This is a genomic window from Natrononativus sp. DTA114 (assembly GCF_059736515.1).
The window spans coordinates 974,225-998,838 of record NZ_JCASSN010000003.1 but is presented as its reverse complement, the minus strand read 5'-3'; the positions used below and the strand labels follow the sequence as shown (position 1 = coordinate 998,838).

Below are 24,614 nucleotides of genomic sequence, written 5' to 3'. Positions count from 1 at the left end.
CGTTATTCGCTGACCTGTTCGACGATCTCGTCGACGATCTCCGGATTCCGCAGCGTCGAGGTGTCACCCAACTCCTCGCCGGAGGCGATGTCCTCGAGCAGGCGGCGCATGATCTTCCCGGAGCGAGTCTTGGGGAGTTCGGGGGTGAAGATTACCTCCTCCGGACGGGCGATCGGGCCGATGGCGTCCTCGACCTCTTCGACGATGCGATCTTTCATGGCGTCGGTTGGCTCCTGACCGTCCTCCAAAATCGCGTACGCGTAGACGGCCTCGCCCTTGAGTTCGTGGTCGCCGCCGACGACGGCGGCTTCGGCGACGCCCTCGGTGCCGACGATGGCGCTCTCGATCTCCATCGTCCCGAGGCGGTGGCCGGAGACGTTGATGACATCGTCGACCCGCCCGAGGATGGTGATGTAGCCGTCGTCGTCGATCTTCGCGCCGTCTTCGGGGAAGTAGACCCACTCGTCTGCCTCCTCGTCGGAATACTCCCGCCAGTACTCGTTGATGAAGCGCTCGTCGTTGTTGTACAACGTCCGTAACATTCCCGGCCATGGTTTGTCGACGGTGACGTAGCCGGCTTTCCCCGCCTCGACCTCCTCGCCGGAGGCGTCGACGACTCGAGCGCTGACCCCCGGCAGCGGCGGCCCGGCGGTTCCGGGTTTCATGGTGCCGATGCCCGGCAGGGTGGTGATCATCATGCCGCCGGTTTCGGTCTGCCACCAGGTGTCGACGATCGGGCACTCCTCGTTGCCGATGTGGGTGTAGTACCACTTCCAGGCCCGGGGGTTGATCGGCTCGCCGACGGTTCCCAACAGTCGGAGCGACGAGAGATCGTGTTTCTCGGGATACTGGCTGCCCCACTTCATGAACGCCCGGATGGCCGTGGGTGCGGTGTAGAAGATGTCCACGTCGTTCTTCTCAACCAGTTCCCAGAGGCGGTCGCGCTCCGGATAGTCGGGGGTTCCCTCGTACATCATCGTCGTCGTCCCGAGGGCGAGCGGGCCGTAGACGATGTAGGAGTGGCCGGTGATCCAGCCGATGTCCGCGGCGCACCAGTAGGTGTCCTCGGGTTTGACGTCCAGTACGGCGTGTGAGGTCCAGGCGGCGTACGAGAGGTAACCGCCGGTGGTATGTTTCACGCCCTTGGGCTCGCCGGTGGTCCCCGAGGTGTACATCAGGAACAGCATGTCCTCCGCATCGCGGGAGACGGGGTCGACCGACGCCCCCTCGTGTTCGTCCACGAGTTCGTCGTAGTCGTGTGCGCTCTCGCCGAGGAAGTGTTTCAGTTCGTCGCCGAGGCGGTCGACGACCACCGAGGTGACGTCGTGGTCGACACCCCGAACACCCTTGTCGGCCTTTTCCTTGTGGTTCAGCGCGTCGCCTCGGCGGTAGTAGCCGTCGCAGGTCACGAGATACTCGCTGTCGGCGGCGTTCATCCGCGTCGCCAGCGCGTCGGCGGAGAACCCGGCGAACACCACGGAGTGGGGTGCCCCGATGCGCGCACACGCGAGCATCGCGATCGGCAACTCGGGGATCATCGGCATGTACAGGGTGACGACGTCGTCCTCCTCGACGCCCAGATCCCGCAGCGCGGCGGCGAACACCTCGACCTCGTTCAGCAGGTCGCCGTACGTATAGGTCCGCGTCTCGCCGAGTTCGCCCTCCCACTTGATCGCGGCGCGGTTCTTCGCGCCGTTTTCGACGTGGCGATCCAGGCAGTTCGCCGACGCGTTGAGTTCGCCGCCCGTGAACCACTCGTAGAACGGCGCCTCTCCGTCCTCGAGGACGGTGTCGTACCCTCGGTCCCAGGAAAGCAGGTCGGCGGCCTCCTCCCAGCACTCCGGCCAGTTCTCTTCGAACTCCTCGTAGATCCCCTCGTCAGTGACGTTCGCCTGTTCGACGAACGACGCCGGCGGATCGAACGACTCCTGTTCCTCCAATCGGGCCTCGAGTTCGACACTCTCCTCGGAACTGTCTGTCATGGCTAGCGGAACCATAGACCATGAGTGAAATAAGCGTTCCCCTCGCTGTCTCTCGGTTCCGGTCGTCTCGAGTACCCCCGACGAATCAGTTACGAGCCGGTCGTGGCGTTCTCCCTGTGGCGACCACGGCCGTCGACTCGCGGGTCACTCCGTCTCCGGCCAGCGAGCCCTGGTCGAACCCCGCGTCCTCGAGTCGGGTTTCGAACACCTCGAAAAAGCGCTTAGAGAGGCGGCGAAGAGGTCGGTCGTACAATACAACATTATTTTATACGGCAGGGGCTCAGTTGAAGTCCTCAGTAGATGATAAGAGTTGTCTGCTGAATATAGAGGATGAGTGCAGTATTTATGGTGAGACAGCCCTACTTAATCGAGAATGAGATTGGAGGAAACCACAGAGGTAGAGGCTCCCCCAGTAGAAGTCTATCGATTTTTCGAGGAAATGGAAGAGAACTACGAGCGATGGCACCCCGATCACATCACGTTCCGCTGGACAAGTGGGGTCGGCTTGGAACAAGGCACAGAGGCCTATTTCGAGGAACGGATCGCAGGAAAGTTACAGAAAAAGACTGTGAAGTTCGTAGAGGTGACTCCCAATCGATACATTGAGTTCAAGCCGACGTCACTGCTGGTCGGGCTGCTTATGCCTCACATTAGCTTCACAATCGATGCACGCTCGGACGGCTGCGAACTCACCCAGCGAATCAAAGTACGAACCGGTCCAATCGGTGCTCGGCTCAACAAGCGAGAATTCGACGCCGTCCGAACGCACATGCGAGAAGAGGGCGAGAATTTGAAACGCATACTCGAAAATGAGGAGCGAGTCCCCTCAGGAAAGAATCCGTAGGTGATGAGTCAGAGAGAGAGGCCCCGTTTCAATCCTAGCATTGCTGCATTCGCGCTCTGTATTCAGCAAGGCAGCGAGAATATGTCAAATATTGAGTATTTCAACAAGACCAGATATTTGTACACTGGGTCAACTCTCGTGAGGCTGTGCTGGAATCTCGTGGGCCGACGCCCACTTGAGCACCGGTTCCAACGCTGCTTGGAGTTCGTGACCGCGGTCTGTGAGCTCGTACTCGACGCGTTGGGGCACCTCATTGTACTGCGTCCTCGTCGCCAACCCGTCGTCAACGAGTTCGTGCAGTCTGTTCGAGAGCGTCGAACTGCTCGCCTCCGGGAGATGCGCCTCGAGAGTCGCAAACCGCATCGGGCCGTGAGAGTCGATGACGCTAATCGTCTCTAGAGCGTACTTGTTCGCGAGGAGATCGAGCGTATCGATAAGCGGCTCGTAGTAAGCGATTTCCGGCTCGTCACAGCCACAACCACATCCAGCAGAGTCCATACATCGACTAAGAACGGCCGGGAGTATACCTGTTTTCCACCCTTCGCTTTGGCAGACCGAAGCGGCTGTTGGTTACCGAACTGACTGTTAAACGGAGGACTCGTCCCTATATTCCGGTCCGTAATCGATCACCAATTGATGACAGACGATTCCGTTCACTCGAACGAATCGACCGACACGACACCTCCGACCGAGGACGCCGTCTCGGAACCGGATCATGACGTTTCGTTTCGCGAGGCGTTCTGGGTCTGGGTGCAGGTCGCCGCCTACAGCTTTGGCGGTCCCGCCGGACAGATCGGCGTGATGCACAAACTGCTCGTCACACAGAAGCGCTGGATCAGCGAACGTCGCTTCCTCCACGCGATGAACTACACGATGTTGCTCCCAGGGCCGGAGGCACAACAACTTGCGACGTACATCGGCTGGCTGTTGCACAAAACAAAAGGCGGGATCGTCGCCGGAACGCTGTTTATCCTCCCCGGATTCATCTCGATCCTCGTACTCAGCATCCTTTACGCGGAGTTCAGGGAGGTGACGACCGTCGAGGCGATCTTCTTCGGTCTTCAGGCTGCCGTCCTCGCAATCGTCGTCGAGGCCCTGATCAGAATTGGCTCTCGAGCGCTGGCAAACGCGGCCATGGTTGCCATCGCCGCGGGGGCGTTCATCGGGATCTTCGTCTTCGATATCCTGTTTCCGATCATCATCCTCGCCGCGGGGCTCGTCGGTTTCTTCGGCCATCGGTACGCCCCGGAGGTGTTCACCGTCATTACAGGCCACGGCGACGCTGAGGGGGACGAAGACGAGGAGGCTGGAACGTCCGAAGGTGAGGACGAATCGCTCCTGGACGATCAGGGCGAACCGATCGCGAGCGATGAGAGCGAAACTGAGGCCGTCATCTCGGACGAAATCGTCGCAGACCACGAACGACCGTCGACGTGGCGGGCCGTTCGCGTTGTCACCTTCTGGGGGGCGCTCTGGTTCGGCCCGCTTGTGGGTCTCTACCTCGCTCTCGGTGCCGGTCACATCTTTACCCAGGAAGGGATCTTCTTCAGCCAGGTTGCGGTCGTCACTTTCGGTGGCGCGTACGCCGTGCTCGCCTACATCGCTCAGGAGGCCGTCGCGACCTACGGCTGGCTCGAGCCGGGTGAGATGATCGACGGCCTGGGGATGGCCGAGACGACGCCCGGTCCGCTCGTGCAGGTCGTCCAGTTCGTCGGCTTCATGGGTGCCTACAGAAATCCGGGGATGCTCGACCCGCTCGTCGCCGGTATCCTGGGTTCAGTCGTCGTCACCTGGGTGACGTTCGTTCCCTGTTTCCTCTTTATCTTCCTCGGTGCGCCGTACATCGAGTACCTCCGGGGAAAAGAATCGCTGACGGCAGCCCTTTCGGGGATCACCGCCGCTGTCGTCGGGATCATTCTCAACCTCGCCGTCTGGTTCGGCCTGCACGTCCTCTTCGAGGATCACTGGACGTACGACGGGTACGGAATGGACCTCCTCGTCCCCGTCTTCGAGACACTCGACGTTGCTGCGCTGGTGATCGTCGTCGGCTCGTTCGTCCTGATCTTCCGGTTCAAGCAGGGAATGCTCCGAACGCTCGCCGCGGCGATGGCCGCTGGGCTGTTCTACCACCTCGTACTGCTCGCATGACTGAACGTATCCCCCGGATTCACGCGACTGCCCGTCTGCATTTGGACGATCGGCTTCCCTCTCCGCGCGTAACTGATCGATCCCTACTTCCCGCTCGAGCGAGCCAGGGTGTATATCGATAATGACGCCGACTCCAAAACTCGAGACGCGAAATCTCGGGCGGGTCGTCGACGGAGACCGTCTCCTCGAAGACGTCTCAGTGTCGGTCCCCGAATCGACCGTCCTCGTCGTCGTCGGTCCATCGGGAGCGGGGAAATCGTCGTTCCTCAGACTGCTCAACCGCCTCGACGAGCCCACCGAGGGGACGGTGCGCCTCGATAGCGAGGACTACCGAAACTTGCCTCCGAGAACGCTCCGTAAGCGCGTCGGGCTCGTTCCGCAGGATCCCGCGCTCGTCCCTGGAACCGTCTTCGAGAACGTTGCTCGTGGCCCGCTCCTCAGAGAAGAGACGATCGACGAGATGCACCTCACAGAGTTGCTCGAGCGACTCGGACTCACCGGCTACGAGGACCGCGACGCCGAGGAACTCTCCGGCGGCGAGAAACAGCGCGTCGCGATCGCTCGGACCCTGCTGAACGACCCCGACGTCCTCCTGCTCGACGAACCGACCTCCCACCTCGATTCGGCAGCGGAAGAGCGCGTGGAGGCGCTTCTCGTCGATCTCATCGGTGAACTCGATCTCACCGTCGTGATGGTTACTCACGACGAGGAGCAGGCGCGACGAATCGGTGACCGTGTACTGGTCCTTCAGGACGGCCGCGTCGACCGCGTCGGGCCGGCCGAAGAGGTGTTGGCCTGATGGACGCCGTCCTCGAGGAGTTCCTCGAACAGTTCGCCGATCCCGTTCTCCTCACGGGGCTCACACAGGTCGCGGTCGCGGCCGTCCTCGCCGCGCTCGTGGTTGGACTCTCCCATCTTCGAGGGCTGACGCTCGAGCGCGAACTCGGTGTCGCCCTCGTCCGGGGGTTGGTCCAGATCGTCGCGATGGGATCGATCGTCGGCGTGTTGCTGACGGTGGACTTCGTCTGGAGCGGCGTCATCCTGCTGGGGATGATGGTCGGCGCGACGTGGATCTCGAAGAACCGCGGCGAGGGGTTGCCGGGCGTCGTCCGGGTGTCGTTCTTCGCAATCGTCTTCGGATCGGGGCTCGTGATCGTCACGATGACGCTCGCCGGCGCGATCGAAGCGACGGTTCGGAACCTTGTCCCCGTCGGAAGTATGATCATCGCGAACGCGATGCAGATCAACTCGCTCGCGCTGGATCGATTCAAGAGCGAAATCGCATCAAACCGGGCGGAGATCGAAGCGGGACTGGCCCTCGGAGCGCCGCCGACGGCCGTCATCTCTCGGCACGTTGAGACGGGGGTTCAGGCGTCGCTCATCCCGGTGATCGACTCGCTGAAGAGCCTGGGATGGGTCTGGATCCCGGGGATCATGGCAGGAATGATCCTCGCCGGCGAGAACCCGATCTACGCAGCGCTTTATCAGTTCGTCATCATGGCGATGATCTTCGCTGCCGGCGGGTTGACGAGTATGACGAGCAGCCTGTTGATCGGGAAGTACGTCTTCACCGACGCCGAACAGTTGCGCCGCGTCGAGGCAAGTTCGAGTAGTTGAACCGCTGTCACAGACGTCGTTTGACATCACTCTCCTAGGCTGCGCGTTCAGCCTTTTACACTGATCGTCCTCGGTTCATGCTGCATTCGTGCTCTGTATTCAGCACAACTCCTGAAACCTATCACTGTTTGGGGCTTTTAACAAGACTACGGCAGGAAATTCCCACAGTTCGTGCCGGCCAACGGGCATGTACGACCGCGTTTTGTCGCGAACTCAGGCCAGTCCGATCTGCTCCGAGTAGGCGCCGTGGGCCTCCTCGAACACCTGCATGATCTCGCCCATCGTGGCGTAGGCCTTGACGGCGTCGACGATGTACGGCATCGTGTTCTCTTCGCTCTCGATCCCCTCTCGGAGCGACTCGAGCGCCGCCTCGACGGCCGCGTCGTCGCGCTCGGCTTTCGTCTCCTCGAGGCGCTCGAGCTGGCGCTCCTGGGCGGTTTCGTCGACGTGGAGGATATCCGGGCTGGTGTCCTCGTCGATGGTGTACTCGTTGACGCCGACGACGACCTCCTCCTCGCGCTCGACGCGCTCCTGGTACTCGTAGGAGGCCTCCTGGATCTCCCGCAGGAAGTAGCCGTCCTCGATTCCTTGCAGGATGCCGTCGCGCACGGAGCCGTCGCCCAGGTCGCGGATGTGTTCGATGTAGGCCATTGCTTTCTCCTCGGTTTCGTTCGTGAGCGCCTCCACGGCGAAGGAGCCGCCGAGCGGGTCGACGATGTCCGCGGCACCCGACTCTTCTGCGATGATCTGCTGGGTTCGCAGGGCGACCCGCACCGCCTCCTCGCTCGGCAACGCGAGCGCCTCGTCGAAGCTGTTGGTGTGGAGGCTCTGTGTGCCGCCCATCACGCCCGCGAGCGCCTGGATCGTTACCCGGACGACGTTGTTCATCGGCTGCTGGGCGGTCAGCGACTGGCCGGCCGTCTGGGTGTGGAACTTCAGTCGCTTCGACTCGGCCTTTTCGGCGTCGTACCACTCGTCCATCACGCGGGCGTAGATCCGCCGGGCCGCCCGGTACTTCGCGATCTCCTCGAAGAAGGAGTTGTGGCAGTTGAAGAAAAAGGAGAGCCGCGGGGCGAACTCGTCGACGTCGAGGCCCCGGTCCATCGCGTCTTCGACGTAGCCGAAGCCGTCGGCGAGGGTGAAGGCGAGCTCCTGGATCGCCGTCGAGCCGGCCTCTCGGATGTGGTACCCCGACACGGAGATGGGGTGGAACTTCGGCGTCTCCTCCGTGCTGAACTCGACGACGTCGGTCACGAGATCGAGGGAGGCTTCGGGGGGGATCACCCACTCCTTCTGGGCGATGAACTCCTTGAACATGTCGTTCTGGAGGGTGCCACGAACCTCGTCGCGCGGAACGCCCTGCTGGTCGGCCAGCGCGATGTACATCGCGTAGATCACCGGCGCGGAGGGGTTGATCGTAAAGGAGGTCGAGACCTCGCCGACGTCGATACCGTCGAAGAGGATCTCCATGTCGCGCAGCGTGTCGACCGCGACGCCCTCCCTGCCGACCTCGCCGTCGCTCATCGGATCGTCGGAGTCCAGTCCCATCAGCGTCGGCATGTCGAACGCCGTCGAGAGCCCGGTCTGGCCCTGATCGATCAGGTAGTGGAAGCGCTCGTTGGTCTCCTCTGCCGTGCCGAAGCCGGCGAACTGGCGCATCGTCCAGCTCCGACCGCGGTACATCGTCGGGTACGGCCCGCGAGTGTAGGGCTCCTCGCCGGGGAAGCCGAGATCCTCCACGTAGTCGAGATCGGCAACGTCCTCGGGCGTGTACAGTCGGTCGACCTCGAGGTTCGAGACCGTCGCAAAGCGGTCCTTTCGCTCGCCGAACCGATCGAGCACCGGCTCGAGCGTCTCCGATTCCCACTCCGAGTTCGCCTCGCGGATCTCCGCGAGGTCCTCGTCGTCGTACATGAGCGTAATTTTTGCCGGACAGTCCATTAAGGATTCCGGGACCACCGGCGGCCGGCAAGCCAGCCGACGAGGAAAGCGACGATTACGGCGGGGAGCAGCCGCTGCCAGGGGTGACGAATCGGTACGAACCGGGTCCCGTCATCTGCGATCTCGATTACGCCGAGCGGTCGAACGACGCCACCGCCACCGTATCCCGCTCCCTCCTGGCTCGCTGGCACCGGCCCCGGCGACTTCCACTCATCCTCGGTACCCGCGTCCCCGCCGGTTCCAGCACCGAACCCGTAGACGACGCGGGCGACCGGAACGACGGTTCGTCCCTCGAGGGCCAGGGGTTCGCCGAAGGCGGTCCTGATCGCCGCCTCACCCAGCATTCGGTCGGTGACCGCCTCGAGGCCCTCCATCTACGACCAGGCCTCGGGCTCGATACCGAGCCGGTCGACCGCCCAATCGATATCGACGAGGTGTTTCGGCGTCCCCCGAAGTCCGTCCCGGCTCACGACCTCGAGCGTTCGGTTGCGTGCCTCCGGGCTAAAGGGGGCGGCGGCCATCACGCGGGCGACGTCCGCGCGGGGGATCGACCCGGAGAGGGAGTCGCCGCCCTCGCCGACGAGAATTTCGCCGCTCGGCGGGCTGTTCGTCAACGTGCCGGGGCGTACGATGGTGTAGCCGAGTCCCGACCGGCGAAGCGCCGTCTCGGCGTCCTGTTTCGCGCGCAGCGAGGCCCGCGTCAGAAGTCGCCCGGGCAGCGGCATGCGCCCCTTCGAACTGCCGACGCCGATCGCGCTCTGGAACACGAAGTGGGTGACGTCGGCACCGACTGCGGCAGTTACGAGGTTGATGACGCCGGTTCGGTCGACGAGTTTGCCGCCGACGATGTGACGGGGACCCGGCGGCGTCCCGACCGCACAGTAAACGATATCACAGCCGTCGACGGCCTGGACGGCGTCGGCCGGATCGAAGAGGTCGGCTACGACCGCCTCGTCCGCTCCGAGTCGCTCGAGCGTATCGGTTTCCGCGTGCGAACGCGTCGTCGCGCGAACCTCGAGATCGGTCGGTCGACACACTGCGAGGAGTTCCCGCCCGGTGTCACCGCTCGCACCCGCAATGAGTACTCGTTCACCAGTCGAAGCCATAGGCGGTCTACCGCCAGGAACTGCATAGTTCTCTCCACGGCTCTGAGAGCCTGACCGTCAGGGGTGTCGACGGGTGGGCCTCGCGTCAGTAGTGGCCCAGCACGCCGAGCCGTCGCGCGCGTCTGACGAGAACGTGGAACACGACGTAGCCCATACCCAGGTATCCGACGCCGACACCGACGAGAACGGCGAGATCAGCGACCGGAAACTCCCAGAGTCGAACGTTTTCGGTCATGGCCTGCTGTAACATCGCACTTCCCTGGCTCAGCGGTAACGCCGAGAGGTACGCCCGACCACCGGCGGCCGGCGTCGCGATCAGGCCGATGAACGCGAACTGCATCAGCTGTGAGACGTTCTCGATCCGCTTGTACAGCAACGAGAGTCCGGCGAAGACGAAGCCGATCCCGACGACCGAGAGGATCGAGAGGACCACGAGAACCACGATCGTCACCGGATCGAAGTGAAGCGACCGATCGGTCGTCACCAACATGACCACCAGCAGGACCAGCGCGATACCGACGCTGATCGAGACGTTCCAGACAGACTTGACGGCCATCACCCGCCCGATGCCGAACGGTGACATCGCGAGCTGTTCGAGGGTCCCCCACTGGGCTTCTCGCATCACGTTCCCCGCGATGCCGAAGTACGCCGACACGGTAGCGGTAAACAGGAAAAAGCCGACGACGATGCCGTCGAGCGTTCCATCCCCGATCGCGGCCCCGGCGACCGACTGGCCGCCGTAGAAGATCATCGCGAAGAAGATGTACGTCGTCACGAGCAGCATCGCCGTGTTGATCCAGTAGCGCCTGAGCAGAATGAGCTGTTTCTCGAACACAGCCATCGCGAGACCGACGGTCGGGTTCATCGACGCTCACCTCCGGAATCATCCCTTTCGGCGACCGCGTCACCGGTCTCGTCGGTCACCGACAGGAACACGTCCTCGAGGTCTGCCTCGAGTGATTCGACGCGAACGAGTGTCGTCGCCGATTCGCGGAGCAGGTCCATCATCGCGTAGAACTCCTCACCCTGGACGCGCGTCGCATCGAAGCACTGGTGCTCGCCGTCGCGAGTCCAGTTCTCCGCCCCGAAGGCCTCCTCGAGTCGCCGCCGCCGATCGTCGACCAGCGCACCGTCGACGGTGATCCGATAGGCCTGGGTGCGAAAGACCTCGATCAGGTTTTCGACGGTGTCGTCCGCGACGATCCGCCCCTCGTTCATGATTATCACCCGGTCGCAGATGTCCTCGATGACGTCCATGTCGTGACTCGAGAGCAGGACCGTTCGCGACTCCTCCTCGACGAGCCGCCGAAGCTGTCGGCGCAACTCGAGGGAGCTCTCGACGTCGAGTCCGAGCGTCGGCTCGTCGAGGAAGGCGACGGGCGTCTCGCGGGCGAGTGTACAGGCCAGCGAAACTTTCTGTTTCATCCCCCGAGATAGTTCGTTCACCGTCACGTCGGCCTTCTCCGTGAGACCGACGCCGTCGATCAGTTCGTCGATCCGGTCGGCGTCGACGGGGCGACCGCCCAGGCGCGTGAAAAACCGCAAGTTCTCCCGGACCGTAAGCCGCCAGTAGACGTTCCGCGCCCCCTCGAGCATCGCCCCGACGGAGCGGTAGGCCTTCCGTGGGGTATCGATCACGTCGACCCCGTCGACCCGCGCCGACCCCTCGTCGGGGAGAACGGTTCCGAGCAGCAGTTTGATCGTCGTCGTCTTGCCGGCCCCGTTCGGGCCGAGCAGCCCAACCACGGTGCCCCGCTCGATCTCGAGGTCGACGCCGTCGACGGCTCGGATCGCGTCCGCGCCGCTCCCGTACGTCTTCGTCAGGTTCTCGGCAGAGAGGACGACTCCGCCGTCACCCCGAGCGGATCCATCGCCATCGTCGGATCCGATCGACTTCGTCTGGAGGGTCATCGACGGCTACTCGAGAGCCGAGGAGCTTAAGTGTTGCTTGATTGTGAGTTCTGCGACTCACGAACCGGACGGGTCGACTACTCGGAGCCAGACTGCAGCCGTTTGGTCGTTTCCACCAGCGGATGCCGGGCGTAGTCGACCACGTCGATGTCCGAGAGCGTCCGCAACTCCTCTTTCTCGGCGGTCCGTGCCATTCCGAGGTCGATCTTCCGGTCGATGACGATCACGTAGGCGTCCATCTCGTCGATCTCGAGCCGATCGGCCGCCATCACCCGGTGGTGACCATCCGCGAGCAACAGTGTCCCGCCGTTGTCGATGACGACCAGCGGTTCGGCGAGACCGTGCTCGAGTTCGTAGCGCCGTCCCTCGAGTTCGTCGGCGTACACCCGTCCCTGGGTCGGCGTCAGATCATCGAGCGGCACCGTCCGGCGTTCTTCGCGGAGTTCGATCTCGTGGATGTTCTCGAGGGTGCGCATCAGCTTGCCGACCTTCTCGGGTGTGGCGCGTTCGATCTGGCTGCGGATGACGTCGGCGTTCGAGATGATGCCGACGAGGTTGCCTGCGTCATCGACGACGGGCAGTTTCTGGATCCCCGACCGAAGAATAACGCGAGCGGCGTCGGTCACCTTCATCTCCGGATGGGCGACGATCAGATCGGTCGTCATCACCTTGAATATTGGCTCGCCGTCGTCGGCCAGCAGGAGGTCGCGCGCGCTGACGAACCCTTCGACGCGGCGTCGATCACAGACGGGGAAGCCGCTGTGCTCGTCGCTCTCTGCGATCTGCGTCGCGACGTCGCGGACGGTCGCATCCGGCGAGACCGTCACGACATCGCGGGTCATGTACTCGCTGACCTGGGGCTTGCTCTCGCCAGATACGAGGTCCATACCCGAATAATGAATACCGCGAGCAAAAACTCTCCCCTCTTCGCCCCACGACGTCTCGAGGCCGGGGTGGTCGCGTCGTTACGCCGACTCCGATTTCGGCTCCTCGCCGTCACCCTCGTGTGTGTCGGGTGCGAACAGCCACTCGCTGGTCCGGCTGTAGGCACCCACCGGCGTTCCGGGACGCGTTCGCAGCGCCTCGAAGAATCGGTCGGTGATCACCTCCTCGATCACGCTGACGATCGACTCGACCTGATCCTCGTCGTCCGTGGTCGCGAGAATACCGACCTCGAGCTGGGCACCCGCCATGTCGGTGTGACCGCCTGCGCTGCCGATCGGATCGAACGCATCCCGCAGCGTTTCTCCGAGATCGACCTCGCTGGCCCGCGAGCGAGCCGAGAGATACGCCATCTCGTCTCTGAAACCGTAGACGAGCGTCGTGTCGACGTCCTCGATCGCCAGTAGCTGGTCTGCGGCCTGCGGGAGAGCGTCCCGGTTCGAGATTCGGCCGGCGCTCGCGACGACGACTGACTCCCGTTGCGTGCGGTTTTTGATCGCTCGCGCGACCGTCTCCAGGGTTTCGCCGTCGACGGTCGGCTGTTCGATCTGCTCGAGGACGGTTTCATCGACGTGTGGAAGCAGCAGTGCTGCCGCCCGAAAGTCGATCGACGACACCTCGCGGGTGAAGTCGTTGGTGTCGACTCGGATCCCGTACAACAGCGCCGTCGCCGTTCGCCGGTCGAACCCGAGGTCGAACTGTTCGATGTACTCCGCGAGCACCGTGCTCGTGGCGCCGGCTTCCTCGCGTAGATCGTAGAACTCGCCGGGAACGGGACCGCGCGGCGGATGGTGGTCGATGACGATGTCGACGTGTAGCTCGGTCGGCAGCTGGTCGTTGACGCCGGGCCGGGAGTGGTCGACCAGCGCGAACGCGTCGTACACGGTGAGCGGATCCTCGGGGGAGAGGTTCCGCAGGTTGAGATCGAGCAGGTTGACCATCGCCCGGTTCTCCTGGTGTGAGATCTCGCCGAAGTAACAGGCCTCGGCCTCCACGCCGACCGCGTTGGCCAGCGAGACGAGTGCAACGGCGCTCGCGATGGCGTCCGGGTCGGGGTTGTCGTGCATGACGACGGCGAGCCGGCCGTCGATTCCCGAAAGCTGCCGTCGCAACGCGATCGCGTTCTCCGCCGCCGGGCTCGCGGTGGTACCGAGCACGCCGTCGATTATCGACGCCTTCGCGTCGACGACGTGGTCCGCCCCGGCCTCGATCGCCCGTCGATCCTCGGGATCCGGGTTCGAACCGAGATAGACGACCGTCGACGCGTCGGGAAACCGCTGGGTGACGGCCTCGAGAATTCGGCGGTTGACGTCGGTCCGGTCGCTCGCGACGAAGACGACGCCCGGTTCCTCGAGACCCTCGAGAACGGCCGAATCGGTCGGGTCTGCCGTCTCCGCGGGAACGTTCTCCTCGCGGAGCGTTTCGACGATTCGCTCGTCGGCGGCGACGACGAGCAGCCGACCCGTTCGCGCCGGCAGCCGCTCGACGATGCGTTGTCCGACACTCCCGCACCCGAGGACGAGCCGGGAACTCATAGCCCGGCTTGTCACCCCGAACGGTAAAAGCTACCGGCTCAGCCGAGTACCGTCGCGGCGGCGTCGATCGCCACGTCGACGACGGGGCCGAATCCGGGCAGCAGAACGACCGTCATCACGGCGGCGATAACGATCGCCGCGTAGAGACCGGTCGGCTGCGCGAGCGACTCGCGGTCGAGGACCGGGTCCTCGATCCAGACCGCCTTCACCAGCCGCGAGTAGTAGTACAGCGACAGCGCGCTGTTGACCACCAGTGCGGCGGCGACGATGAACAGTCCGGCCTCGAGTGCGCCCACGAACAGGAAGTACTTGCTCCAGAACCCGCCGAACGGCGGGATGCCGGCGAGGCTGAACATGAAGACGGCCAGGGCGACGCAGGCGAACGGCGCCTGCGCGGAGAGGCCGTTGTAGTCCTCGAAGGTGCGGCCGACGCCCCAGTACTCCGCCAGGGCGACGAACAGGAACGCACCCGTGTTCATGAAGCCGTAGACGAGCAGGTGCATCATCGCGGCACCGAGGACGAGTTCGCTGCCCGCGCCCAGCCCCGCGAGACCGATCAGCGCGTAGCCCGCGTGACCCACCGAGGAGTACGCGAGCATCCGCTTGACGTTGTTCTGGGTCGCCGCGGCGAAGTTCCCGACCGTCATCGTGACGATCGCGAGGATGATGAACGCCAGCGTCCAGTCGACGCCGATCACGGCGGTCGTCGCCTCGAGCGGGAACGCCTCGGTGAACACGCGGAACGCGATCACGAAGCCAGCCGCCTTCGAGGCCGACGAGAGGAACGCCGAGATCGGTGCGGGTGCCCCCTCGTAGGCCTCCGGCGCCCAGAAGTGAAACGGCACGCTCGCGGTCTTGAACGCGAACCCGCCGATCAGCATCAGGATACCGAGGCCGAGCAGGCCGCCGAACTCCTCTGCGGCGTCTAAGTTGTCGGCGATCGCCCCGAGCTGCAGGTGGCCGGTCGCCCCGTAGATGAGGCTGATACCGTACACCATGATCGCCGAGGAGAGCGCGCCGATCAGGAAGTACTTCAGGCCGGCTTCGACGCTTCCGCGGTTGTTCTTCAGGATCGCGACCAGCGCGTACGACGGCAGGCTGGCCAGCTCGAGGGCGATGAAGATCGTCACGAGGCTGTTCGAGGCGGACATCGTCGCCATCCCGGTGGCCGCCAGGAGAACCAGCGAGTAGTACTCCGACTGGTAGGCGTGATCCCGCATGTAGTCGTAGCTCGCGACCGCCACGAGGGCGGTAACGACGCTGACGACGACCATGAAGAACAGCGCCATCTGGTCGACGATCAGCTGGCCGCCGAAGAGGTCGACGACGCCGCCGCGGTCGGGGTCGCCGACGCCGGCGACGATGAACCAAACGGCGACGCCGAGCGAGGTCAGCGAGCCGATCGTGGCGATGCCGGCGATCGCCGGCCGGTTCGTCGATCGCGGGTTGATACTGTCGAAGACGAACAGGGCGAGCGCCGTCAGCGCGAGCAGCAGCGCCGGGGCGAGTGCGGCCCACTGGGGCAGGTCAAACGCCACCATCAGGCCTCACCTCCCAGTTCGAGGATCGGATCGACTGCGTCTGTAATCATCTCGAAGATCAGGTCGGGAGCCACGCCCAGGGCGATGATAAGCCCGAGCAACACGAACATCGGCGCGATGTCGTGCAGCGGCGCACGGCTCACCTCGTAGTCGGTTTCGAGCCGGTAGGGGCCGAACAGCGTCCGCTGCATCGCGAACAGCAGGTAGCCCGCGACGATGACGATACCGAACATCGCCAACGCCGTGAACAGCGGCGCGTACTCGAGTACCTCGGAGCCGAAGGCGCCGAAGAAGATGAAGTACTCCGCGGCGAACCCGGACATGAGCGGCAGTCCCATGTAGCCGAACGCGCCGGCGATGAGGATGCCAACCGCGATCGGCATCTTGTCGGCCATCCCGGACATGTCGCTCACGATGCGCGTGTGCGTGGCGTTGTAGATGACGCCGACGGCCATGAACATCAGTCCGGAGATCAGGCCGTGGGAGACCATCTGGAACGTCGCGCCGCCGACGCCGAACTGGGTGTAGGCGACCAGTCCGAGGATGACGTACCCCATCGAGGAAACCGAGGAGTAGGCGACGATCCGTTTGAGGTCGGTCTGGGCAAGCGCGAGCATCGCGCCGTAGATGACGCTGATGACCGCGATGGCGGCGATCGGAATCGCGAACGCGGCGACTTCGTCGGGGAACATCGTGAAGTTGAACCGGAGCAGCGCGTAGGTCCCCATCTTCAGCAGAACGCCGGCCAGTAGCACCGACGCGGGCGTCGGCGCCTCGACGTGGGCGTCGGGCAGCCAGGTGTGGAACGGCACCACGGGAACCTTGACCGCGAAGCCGAGGAACATCGCGACGAAGACGATCGATGCCAGCGCACTTCCGCTCACGCCGGCGACTCCTTCGGGGCCGCCGTCGAGCATCGCCTCGGTCACCTCGGGCAGCGCGAAGCTACCGACGTCGAGGCCGAAGACGAGCGCGATGAACGCACCGAACATCACGAGCGACGCCACGTTCGTGTAGACGAAGAACTTGATCGCGGCGTACTTCCGCCGGGGGCCGCCCCAGATCCCGATCAGCAGGTACATCGGAATGAGCACTGCCTCCCAGAAGATGAACCAGACGAAGAAATCGAGCGCCGCGAAGACGCCGATCAGGTTCGCCTCGATGAAGAGCACGAGCCCGTAGAACTGGGACTCGCGCTCGTCGATCGGCGTCCACGAACTCATGATCGCGAGCGACGTGAGTACCGTCGTCAGCACCACGAGCGGGAGGCTGATCCCGTCGAGGCCGACGAACCACGAGATCGAGTAGTCTGCCAGCTGGATCCATTCCATCTGGGACTCGAACGCGAGGTCGCCGTCCAGCAGGGCGTTCCCGCTGCCGTCGAAGGCGCTGAACATCCACAGCGAGATCCCGGCAGGGATCAGGCTGATCGCGAACGCGAGTTTACCGGCGATACGATTCGGCGCGACGAACGTCACGAGCGCGCCGACCAGTGCGACTGCAATCAGTGCTTCAATCATCATACGAACCACCCTCCGAGAACGCCGAGAACGAGCAGTAACGCGATGAACCCGGCGACGATCAGCGCCGCGTAGTTCGTCACGAGCCCCGTCTGGATGCGTTTGACGCCACTGCTACCGAACAGGCTGACGCTCGAGACGCCGTTGACGACGCCGTCGATCACGCTCTGGTCGAACCGATCCGCGGCTCGAGCCAGCGGCAGCGCGAAGCCTTCGGCGATCCAGACCTGGAACTCGTCCTGGTAGTAGTTGCTGCGCAGAACGTCCCGTGCGCCGCCCAGTTTCTCCGTGTGGGCGACGGGTTCGGGGACGTTGTACAGCACGTACGCTGCACCCGCGCCACCGAACGCGAGCCCCAGCGAGAGGCCGGCCGCGAGCAGGAGCGTCAAGGTCTCGCTGCCGATCTGGCCGGATTCGAAGGCGACTGCCTCGCTGTAGGCGCTGTAGGTCAGTCCCTCGACCGCGCCGTACTCGCCGTCGAGCCAGTACTCGAGGAACGTGATCTCCGCACCGGTGAGTTTGTAGACCGGTGCGAGGTTCGCGACACCCGCAACCAGTGCGAGCACGCCGAGCACGATCAGCGGGATCTTGACCGGCAGCCCGACCGGGTGTGGGTCACGGGCCGCGTCCGAACGCGGGTTCCCGTGGAAGGTCAAGAAGACCATCCGGAAGGTGTAGAAGCCGGTGAAAAAGACCGCAACGAGTCCCATCGCGTAGGCCATGAGGATAACTGGTTCCTCGAGGCCGACGATGAAGGCGTCGTAGAGGATCTCGTCTTTCGACCAGAAGCCGGAGAACGGGATGATGCCCGCGAGCGCGAGTGCGCCCGCGAGGAACGTGTAGTAGGTGACGGGTGCCTTGTCCTTGAGGCCGCCCATCTTCCACATGTCCTGTTCGTGGTGCATCAGGATAATGACCGCGCCGGCACCCAGGAACAGCAGCGCCTTGAAGAAGGCGTGGTTCATCAGGTGGAAGACGCCGGCGACGTAGCCGCCGACGCCCAGTGCGAGCATCATGTAGCCGTACTGGCTGATCGTCGAGTACGCCAGCACTTGCTTGATGTCGTCTTTGACGACGCCCATCGTCGCGGCAAACAGCGCGGTGAACCCGCCGACGAACGCGATGATCGCGAGCGCGGTCGGGGAGAGCGCGTAGTAGCCGAACATCCGGGCGACGAGGTAGACGCCCGCGGCGACCATCGTCGCCGCGTGAATGAGCGCGGAGACCGTGGTCGGACCCTCCATCGCGTCGGGAAGCCAGGTGTGCAGCGGGAACTGGGCGGACTTACCGATCACGCCACCGAGCACGAGCAGGCCGGTGATCGTGATCCAGGTTTCGGCGTCGAAGCCGAACAGCGTCTCGCCGCCGTCGATGGCGGCCTCGGCTTCGGCGACGAACGAGCCGTCACCCGCGAACGCCACCGTTCCGAACGTCGCGGCGATCGCGACGACCCCGAGCAGGAAGAAGTAGTCACCGAAGCGGGTGACCAGGAACGCCTTCTTCGCGGCCGACGGGGCGGATCGGGTGCGGAACCAGAAGCCGATCAGCAGATACGAACACAGCCCCACGAGTTCGAAGAACATGAACGCCATCAGCAGGTTGTCCGCAAAGACGAAGGCGAGCATGCTGAACGTAAAGAGGCCGAGTTCGGCGTAGTATCGCGGCAGGCCGGTCTCGCCCTCGGCGTTCATGTAGCCGAGACTGAAGACGTGAACCAGCAGCGCGATCAGCGAGACGATGACGAGCATCAGCGCCGACAGCGGGTCGATCAGGATCCCGAACGTGAACGCGATCTCTGAGCCGACGGCCCACTCGTACAGCGTCTCGTGGTACACTTCACCGCCTGCGACGGCCGCGAGCATCACGAGCGACAGCACTAACGAGGCTGCCGTCGCGAAGATACCCGCGAACGCACCCTTCTTCGGCATCGCATTGCCGAAGACGAGTGCGATAACGAACGCCGCGAGGGGGAACAACGCGATCGCCGGAGCGAATTCGAATACACCTACCATCTTACCACCTCATCGCCGACGGTACCGTCACGTCGACATCGCGGAAGTTCCGGTACAACACCAGGATGATCCCGAGCCCCACGGCGACCTCCGCGGCGGCCAGCGCCATCGTAAAGAGGGCGAACACCTGGCCGGTGAGGTTGCCGTGGTAGAACGCGAACGCGATCAGATTGATGTTCGCGGCGTTCAGCATCAACTCGACGGACATCAGGAACATCAACGCGTTACGTCGCGTGAGAACCCCGAACAGCCCGATACAGAACAGGGCCATCGAGAGCAACACGTAGTGCTCGATGCCGACGCTCACGCGTCGTCACCTCCCTGGCCGCCGTCGGTGACGGCGGGCTGGGCACCCTCGTCCGCGCCGGGGTCCGATCGGCTCGCGAGCGCCGTCACGGGCTCGCCCGCTTCCTCGCGCTTTGCGAGAACCAGCGAGGCGTCGAGTGCGGCGTCGAGAACGATCGCAGCCAGCAGGAACGAGACGAGGAACGGCTCGCTGTCGATCTCCTGCAACGCGGTGAGATCTAACATCGCGTAGCCGATGTTATCCGTAATCGTCGTATCGCCCGGGCTGAAGCCTTCCATGCCGGCAAAGGGCGTGTTCAGCACGATCAGTGCCATAATCACGAACAGCCCGACGGCGAGGACGCCCGGAACGAGCGTCGGTCCGAGGCGAAGTTTCGGCCCCGTCGTCATGTCTGTACCACCCGCTCTTCAGGTTCCTCTCGCTGCGTCAGCATCACGGCGAACGTAATGAGGATGAGGACCCCGCCCACGTAGACGAGGACCTGCATCACGGCGACGAACTCCGCCGCCAACATCACGTAGTACACCGCGACGCTCATCAGGGTCACGCCGAGCAGGAGCGCCGAATGCCACGGATCCTGCATGAGCACGACGCCCAAGGCGCTGCTCAGCGTCACGAACGCGAACAGCCCGAACGCGATGAGCTCGTATGTCATTAGTGTTGTCTGGTTGGGTATGCCCTTTGTAGATTTCGAGACGGGCTGAGTCTCTTACTGGTAATCGACCTCTCCTTCTCCCTCGCCGATCCAGCCGCCACGGTCGGGTTCACGGGACTCGAGCGGATCGATGTCCTTGTACCACGGCACCGCCATCAGCTGCTCTTTGTTGTAGACGAGGTCGGCTTTCGTGTCGCCGGTGAACTCGAAATTCTGGGTGAGCAGGATGGCGTCGACGGGGCAGACCTCCTCACAGAGCCGACAGTAGATGCACTGTCCGATGTGGAGGTTGTACTGTTCGCCCTGGCGCTGGTCGTCCGTGACGATCTGGATCGTGTCGTTCGGACAGACGTTTTCACACTGGCGACACCAGATGCAGCGCTCCTGGCTGAACTTGTGAACGCCGCGAAAGCGCGGCGATACTTCGGGAGCGACGTCCGGGTATTCGACCGTGAACGTGTTCCCGTCCAGTGCGTGTTTCATCGTCGTCGCCATGGATTTGAGCAGTCCGATCATGCCTGAATCAGCCCCACGATAACCGCGGTGAGCAGGAGATTGGCGAACGAAAGGACGAGCATGCCCTTCCAGCCGATCTCAATGAGTTGGTCGATACGAACCCGTGGCAGCGCCGAGCGGAACCACTGGGTGAGCAGGAACACCGCCCAGATCTTCACGAGGAACCAGACGATGCCGATCTCGGCCGGGCCGGGACCGGCCGGGCCGCCGAGGAAGATCGTCGCGATGATCGCCCCGCCGAGGAAGATGTGCAGGAACTCCCCAAGGTAGATCAACACGAAGTAGACGCTCGAGTACTCGGTCTGGTACCCGGCGACGATCTCGGTCGGTGCCTCGGGCGTGTCGAAGGGGTTCCGACCGATCTCTGCCATGTTCGCCGCGATAAACAGTACGAACGCGAACGGGTTGACGATCGCGAACCACTGGGGAATCGCGACGGCGCCGAGGTCGATCAGCGGCTCGTTCTGGATCGCGACGATCTCGCTCATCTGCAGGGAGCCGGCGAAGATGACGACCGACATCCCCGTCACCACGAGCGGAATCTCGTAGGCGACGTTCTGTGCGACCGCCCGCAGGCCACCCAGCAGCGAGTACTTGTTCGCCGAGGCGTAGCCGGCCATCACGAGACCGATGCTGGCGATGCCGGAGACGGCGAAGACGTACGCCAGTCCGACTTCCGGATCTGCGAGGTGGATGCCGCTCCCCATCGGGATGACGGCGAAGCCGAGCATCGCCGAGGAGGCGACGATCAGCGGAGCGAGATCGTACGCCGGGCGATCGACCTCCTCCGGGATGATGTTCTCCTTCGAGAGCAGGCGGACGGCGTCGGCCACGATGATCAGCAGGCCGAAGGGGCCGACGCGGTTAACCGCGATCCGGTCCGTGAAGGCGGCGGTGATCTTCCGTTTTGCCCACGGGCCGGCGAACGCCGTCATCGTCATCATCAGCGAGCCGACGAGGACGGCGCCGATGAACGCGGCGATCAGGTCGCCGGCGGTACCGAGTTCGCCGAGGCCGGTGAGTTCACTGATCCGATCGGGGAGTAACACCGGCTCGTCCGTCTGGAGTGGGTAGAGAGCCGAACTCATCGATCCACCTCTCCGAGCACGATGTCGAGACTACCGAGGGAGGCGATCAGGTCGGGAATGTACTCGCCCTGAGTCATCTCCCGCAGCGAGTGAAGGTTGTGGAAACACGGGCTCCGGATCTTGAACCGACCCGGCTTGTCCGTGCCGTCAGAGCGGATGTAAATGCCGAGTTCGCCCTTCGCACCCTCGACGGCGCGGTAGACTTCGGTGTCGGCGTCCGGCTTGAGCGTCCGGGGGACGTTCGCCTGAATCTGGCGGTCGTCCTCGGGCCACTCCTCGAGCAGGTCGATACACTGCTCGATGATCTTCGCGGACTCCTCGACTTCCTGCATGCGAACGAGCACGCGCGAGTAGTTGTCCATCCCGTCCTCGGTGATGACGTCCCAGTCGAGGTTCTCGTAGTAGCCGTAGGGGTCGTCCCGGCGGAGGTCCATATCGACGCCCGAGCCCCGGGCGACGGGACCGGTACAGCCGTACTGCTTGGCGACGTCGGGCTCTAAGATGCCGGTGTCGACACAGCGGATCTGGAAGATCTCGTTGCCGGTGACGAGGTCGTTGTACTCCGCGAGTTTGTGCGGGAGGTCGTCGAGGAAGTCCCGCGTCTTCTCGAAGAACTCCTCGCGCGGTTCGGGCAGGTCCCAGGCGACCCCGCCCAGCCGGAAGTAGTTGAACATCAGCCGCTGGCCGGTGAGATCCTCGAGGATGTTCTGGACGACCTCGCGGTCGCGGAACGCGTACTGGAAGACCGCGGTGAAGTCGCCGAAGACGTCGAGACAGAACGTCCCGAGCGCGAGCATGTGACTCGCGATCCGGCACAGCTCTGCACCCATGGTCCGGATGACCTGAGCGTACTCGGGCACCTCGATGTCCGCAAGGTCCTCTGCCGCGCGCGCGTAGGCCCACTCGTTGAGCAGCCCCGCCGAGACGTAGTCCCAGCGGTCGGGGTAGGGCATGATCTGGTGACGGTAGGTTCCCTGCTGGCACATCTGCTCCTCACAGCGGTGGAGGTAGCCGATGTCGGGTTCGACGTCAGCGACCGTCTCGCCGTCGAGAACGGTTTTGACGTGGAGCACCCCGTGGGTCGCCGGGTGGTGCGGGCCGATGTTCAGGAACATCGTGTCCGACTCGGCGTCCTTGTGGTCTGCCTGCAGCGGGTTCGCGTGTTCTGAGAGCGTGACGATCTGTGGTTTGCTCTGGTCGTAGTCCAGCGAGAGGGGGTGGCCCTGCCACGTCTCGGGCAGCAGAATGCGACGCGGGTCGGGGTGGCCCTCGTAGTCGACGCCGACGAGGTCGAACGCCTCGCGTTCGTGCCAGTCCGCGGTCCGGTACACCGGCTCGGCGGACTCGCTGACGGGGTCGTCGGAACTCGTCGGGACGACGACGCTCACTTCCTGGGTGGGGTCGTCGTACTTCTTCAGGTGGTAGATCGACTCGTAGCGGTCCGGATACTGCTGAGCCGTGAGACAGGAGAGATGGTCGAAGCCGGCCTCGTCTCGCAGATCGAAGAGGACGTCCTGGACGGCGTCGGGACGGATGACGAAGCCGGGAGCGTTCAGGTGATCGTCTCGCGAGAGCGCGCGGTCGCCGATCAGCGCCTCGAGTTCGTCCTCGGTGACCTCCTCGGCTATCGGTTCGAGTTCCGTGCTCATGGCGAATCAGCCCAGTTGTACCGCATGACGAGGTCGTCCTCGTCGATATCGTCGGCGAGCTTCTGGACGAGCTCGTCCCGCGAGAGATCGCCGAACTGCTCGAGTTCGTACGGCTTGACGACGACTGGCGAGGTTTCGCCGTTGGCGACGCGCTCCTGGAGTTTGGCGACCCCGTAGATGAGCGCCTCGGGCCGTGGTGGGCAGCCGGGAACGTGGATGTCGACGGGAATGATTTCCTCTGCGCCCTTGACGACGTTGTACCCCTCCTGGAACGGACCGCCGGAGATCGTACACGACCCCATGCCGATGACGAACTTGGGTTCGGGCATCTGGTCGTAGACCCGCTTCATCCGCGGCCCGAACTTCGAGACGATGGTTCCGGGAACGATGATCACGTCGGCCTGCCGGGGCGAGGCGCGCGGCACGCCCGCACCGAAGCGGTCCAGGTCGTGTTTGATCGCGTAGGTGTGGATCATCTCGATGCTGCAGCAGGCGATCCCGAACTGCAGCATGAACATCGACGAACCGCGGACCCAGTTCATGAACTGGTCGAACTTCGTGAGGATGAACGGCGAGGAGCCGAACGCCTCCCGGAGCTTCGAGTTGAACCGGTCGTCGACGCCCTCACCCATCCGCGCGTCGCGCGTGTCGGTCACCGGTGCGGTGCTGTCGTAGATGTCTTGGCGTGGTTTGTCGCTACTCATGGTCGTTCGACCTCGGATCTCGCTTCGACCTGACGGGGGCTACGAGCCCACTGTACTGCGCCGTTGCGCCACGCCCACGCGAGTCCGACGAGGAGGATGGCGACGAACAACAACATCGGTCCGAGCGCCTCGAGGAGTCCGTACTCCTCGGCTGCGAGCGCGTCGGTGTACACGATCGCCCACGGGAACAGCAGGACGGTTTCGATGTCGAAGACCAGGAAAAGAAGCGCAACCATGTAGTACTGGATGTTAAACCGGATGCGCGTCCCGCCGGTCGGCACCTCGCCACTCTCGTAGGTGGCACGTTTGCTCGTTTCAGGTACACTCGGCCGTAGGAGGTACGACGCCGCCATCATACTCAGCGGTATCAGTAGCCCCACGAGCGCCAGCGCCCCGATGGCTATCCATTGGTTCATCTCCGTAACGTTCGGGGCTTGGAAACGCACCCATATAAGGGTTGATTCTTTGTTTTTCGTCCGATTCCGATAGACTGCGCCCTCGTCGGAACCGATACTCCGGACTGGTCCGCGTCAGGTCTCTGCTGTGACCGGTCTCGGGACTGATCGCTCTCCCGGCTGAGGGTACCAACTCGTTAC

General features: G+C 63.7%; 24 protein-coding genes. 4 read left to right on the top strand and 20 right to left on the bottom strand.

From position 1 onward, the window contains the following. Positions 1–2: 2 nt before the first annotated feature. The gene (gene acs, locus AC6I6S_RS15365; RefSeq protein ID WP_497951341.1) at positions 3–1,982 is read right to left on the bottom strand and encodes an acetate--CoA ligase; all 1,980 of its coding nucleotides are present in this window, start codon (positions 1,980–1,982) and stop codon (positions 3–5) included. 373 nt (positions 1,983–2,355) lie between these two features. On the opposite strand from acs, the gene AC6I6S_RS15360 reads away from it, so the two are divergent. Beyond that, positions 2,356–2,826: an SRPBCC family protein gene (locus AC6I6S_RS15360; RefSeq protein ID WP_497951339.1), complete on the top strand. Its 471-nt coding sequence runs from the start codon at positions 2,356–2,358 to the stop codon at positions 2,824–2,826. 129 nt (positions 2,827–2,955) lie between these two features. Here AC6I6S_RS15360 and AC6I6S_RS15355 read toward each other — a convergent pair whose 3' ends face one another. Further along, positions 2,956–3,324 carry a winged helix-turn-helix transcriptional regulator gene (locus AC6I6S_RS15355; RefSeq protein WP_497951337.1) on the bottom strand — a complete coding sequence of 123 codons (369 nt, stop codon included), beginning with the start codon at positions 3,322–3,324 and terminating at the stop codon, positions 2,956–2,958. Between the two features lie 138 nt (positions 3,325–3,462). On the opposite strand from AC6I6S_RS15355, the gene AC6I6S_RS15350 reads away from it, so the two are divergent. From AC6I6S_RS15350 to AC6I6S_RS15340, 3 genes are all read left to right on the top strand, one after another. Beyond that, positions 3,463–4,974, top strand: a complete 1,512-nt coding sequence (locus tag AC6I6S_RS15350; protein WP_497951335.1) for a chromate transporter — start codon at positions 3,463–3,465, stop codon at positions 4,972–4,974. Between the two features lie 121 nt (positions 4,975–5,095). Next, positions 5,096–5,773: an ABC transporter ATP-binding protein gene (locus AC6I6S_RS15345; protein ID WP_497951333.1), complete on the top strand. Its 678-nt coding sequence runs from the start codon at positions 5,096–5,098 to the stop codon at positions 5,771–5,773. Further along, positions 5,773–6,591, top strand: coding sequence for an ABC transporter permease (locus tag AC6I6S_RS15340; RefSeq protein WP_497951331.1), 819 nt, complete (start codon positions 5,773–5,775; stop codon positions 6,589–6,591). The genes AC6I6S_RS15345 and AC6I6S_RS15340 overlap by 1 nt, the downstream gene beginning before the upstream one ends. Positions 6,592–6,804: 213 nt before the next feature. Here the strand turns inward: AC6I6S_RS15340 and AC6I6S_RS15335 are convergent, their stop codons facing one another. From AC6I6S_RS15335 to AC6I6S_RS15250, 18 genes are all read right to left on the bottom strand, one after another. Continuing rightward, positions 6,805–8,505: a methylmalonyl-CoA mutase family protein gene (locus tag AC6I6S_RS15335; RefSeq protein WP_497951329.1), complete on the bottom strand. Its 1,701-nt coding sequence runs from the start codon at positions 8,503–8,505 to the stop codon at positions 6,805–6,807. Between the two features lie 26 nt (positions 8,506–8,531). Next, on the bottom strand, positions 8,532–8,906 hold the full coding sequence (locus tag AC6I6S_RS15330; protein WP_497951327.1) for a spore germination protein GerW family protein: 375 nt from the start codon (positions 8,904–8,906) through the stop codon (positions 8,532–8,534). Further along, a complete protein-coding gene (locus tag AC6I6S_RS15325) occupies positions 8,907–9,638 on the bottom strand; it encodes an SDR family oxidoreductase (protein ID WP_497951325.1) in 732 nt (243 codons plus the stop codon). 85 nt (positions 9,639–9,723) lie between these two features. Then, positions 9,724–10,503: an ABC transporter permease gene (locus AC6I6S_RS15320; protein WP_497951324.1), complete on the bottom strand. Its 780-nt coding sequence runs from the start codon at positions 10,501–10,503 to the stop codon at positions 9,724–9,726. Then, positions 10,500–11,549, bottom strand: coding sequence for an ABC transporter ATP-binding protein (locus AC6I6S_RS15315; RefSeq protein WP_497951322.1), 1,050 nt, complete (start codon positions 11,547–11,549; stop codon positions 10,500–10,502). The genes AC6I6S_RS15320 and AC6I6S_RS15315 overlap by 4 nt, the downstream gene beginning before the upstream one ends. Positions 11,550–11,626: 77 nt before the next feature. Then, positions 11,627–12,436, bottom strand: coding sequence for a CBS domain-containing protein (locus tag AC6I6S_RS15310; RefSeq protein WP_497951321.1), 810 nt, complete (start codon positions 12,434–12,436; stop codon positions 11,627–11,629). 78 nt (positions 12,437–12,514) lie between these two features. After that, on the bottom strand, positions 12,515–14,026 hold the full coding sequence (locus tag AC6I6S_RS15305; RefSeq protein WP_497951320.1) for a DHH family phosphoesterase: 1,512 nt from the start codon (positions 14,024–14,026) through the stop codon (positions 12,515–12,517). 38 nt (positions 14,027–14,064) lie between these two features. Beyond that, the gene (locus tag AC6I6S_RS15300) at positions 14,065–15,567 is read right to left on the bottom strand and encodes an NADH-quinone oxidoreductase subunit N (protein WP_497951319.1); all 1,503 of its coding nucleotides are present in this window, start codon (positions 15,565–15,567) and stop codon (positions 14,065–14,067) included. Then, on the bottom strand, positions 15,567–17,090 hold the full coding sequence (locus AC6I6S_RS15295; protein ID WP_497951318.1) for a complex I subunit 4 family protein: 1,524 nt from the start codon (positions 17,088–17,090) through the stop codon (positions 15,567–15,569). Before AC6I6S_RS15295 ends, AC6I6S_RS15300 begins: the two co-directional genes overlap by 1 nt. Next, positions 17,087–19,099, bottom strand: coding sequence for an NADH-quinone oxidoreductase subunit L (gene nuoL, locus AC6I6S_RS15290; RefSeq protein ID WP_497951317.1), 2,013 nt, complete (start codon positions 19,097–19,099; stop codon positions 17,087–17,089). Before nuoL ends, AC6I6S_RS15295 begins: the two co-directional genes overlap by 4 nt. Before the next feature lies 1 nt (position 19,100). Then, positions 19,101–19,406, bottom strand: a complete 306-nt coding sequence (nuoK, locus tag AC6I6S_RS15285) for an NADH-quinone oxidoreductase subunit NuoK (protein ID WP_497951315.1) — start codon at positions 19,404–19,406, stop codon at positions 19,101–19,103. Then, positions 19,403–19,795 (bottom strand): hypothetical protein, encoded by a 393-nt coding sequence (locus tag AC6I6S_RS15280; protein ID WP_497951313.1) that lies wholly within the window; start codon positions 19,793–19,795, stop codon positions 19,403–19,405. Before AC6I6S_RS15280 ends, nuoK begins: the two co-directional genes overlap by 4 nt. Then, positions 19,792–20,061 carry an NADH-quinone oxidoreductase subunit J gene (locus AC6I6S_RS15275; protein WP_497951311.1) on the bottom strand — a complete coding sequence of 90 codons (270 nt, stop codon included), beginning with the start codon at positions 20,059–20,061 and terminating at the stop codon, positions 19,792–19,794. The genes AC6I6S_RS15280 and AC6I6S_RS15275 overlap by 4 nt, the downstream gene beginning before the upstream one ends. 54 nt (positions 20,062–20,115) lie before the next feature. Then, complete coding sequence (locus AC6I6S_RS15270; RefSeq protein ID WP_497951309.1) at positions 20,116–20,577, bottom strand: NuoI/complex I 23 kDa subunit family protein; 462 nt, start codon at positions 20,575–20,577, stop codon at positions 20,116–20,118. After that, positions 20,574–21,665 carry a complex I subunit 1/NuoH family protein gene (locus tag AC6I6S_RS15265; protein ID WP_497951307.1) on the bottom strand — a complete coding sequence of 364 codons (1,092 nt, stop codon included), beginning with the start codon at positions 21,663–21,665 and terminating at the stop codon, positions 20,574–20,576. Before AC6I6S_RS15265 ends, AC6I6S_RS15270 begins: the two co-directional genes overlap by 4 nt. Further along, positions 21,662–23,314: an NADH-quinone oxidoreductase subunit D gene (locus AC6I6S_RS15260; protein ID WP_497951305.1), complete on the bottom strand. Its 1,653-nt coding sequence runs from the start codon at positions 23,312–23,314 to the stop codon at positions 21,662–21,664. Before AC6I6S_RS15260 ends, AC6I6S_RS15265 begins: the two co-directional genes overlap by 4 nt. Next, positions 23,311–24,018, bottom strand: coding sequence for an NADH-quinone oxidoreductase subunit B (locus tag AC6I6S_RS15255; RefSeq protein ID WP_497951303.1), 708 nt, complete (start codon positions 24,016–24,018; stop codon positions 23,311–23,313). Before AC6I6S_RS15255 ends, AC6I6S_RS15260 begins: the two co-directional genes overlap by 4 nt. After that, a complete protein-coding gene (locus AC6I6S_RS15250; RefSeq protein WP_497951301.1) occupies positions 24,015–24,434 on the bottom strand; it encodes an NADH-quinone oxidoreductase subunit A in 420 nt (139 codons plus the stop codon). Before AC6I6S_RS15250 ends, AC6I6S_RS15255 begins: the two co-directional genes overlap by 4 nt. Positions 24,435–24,614 lie beyond the last annotated feature (180 nt).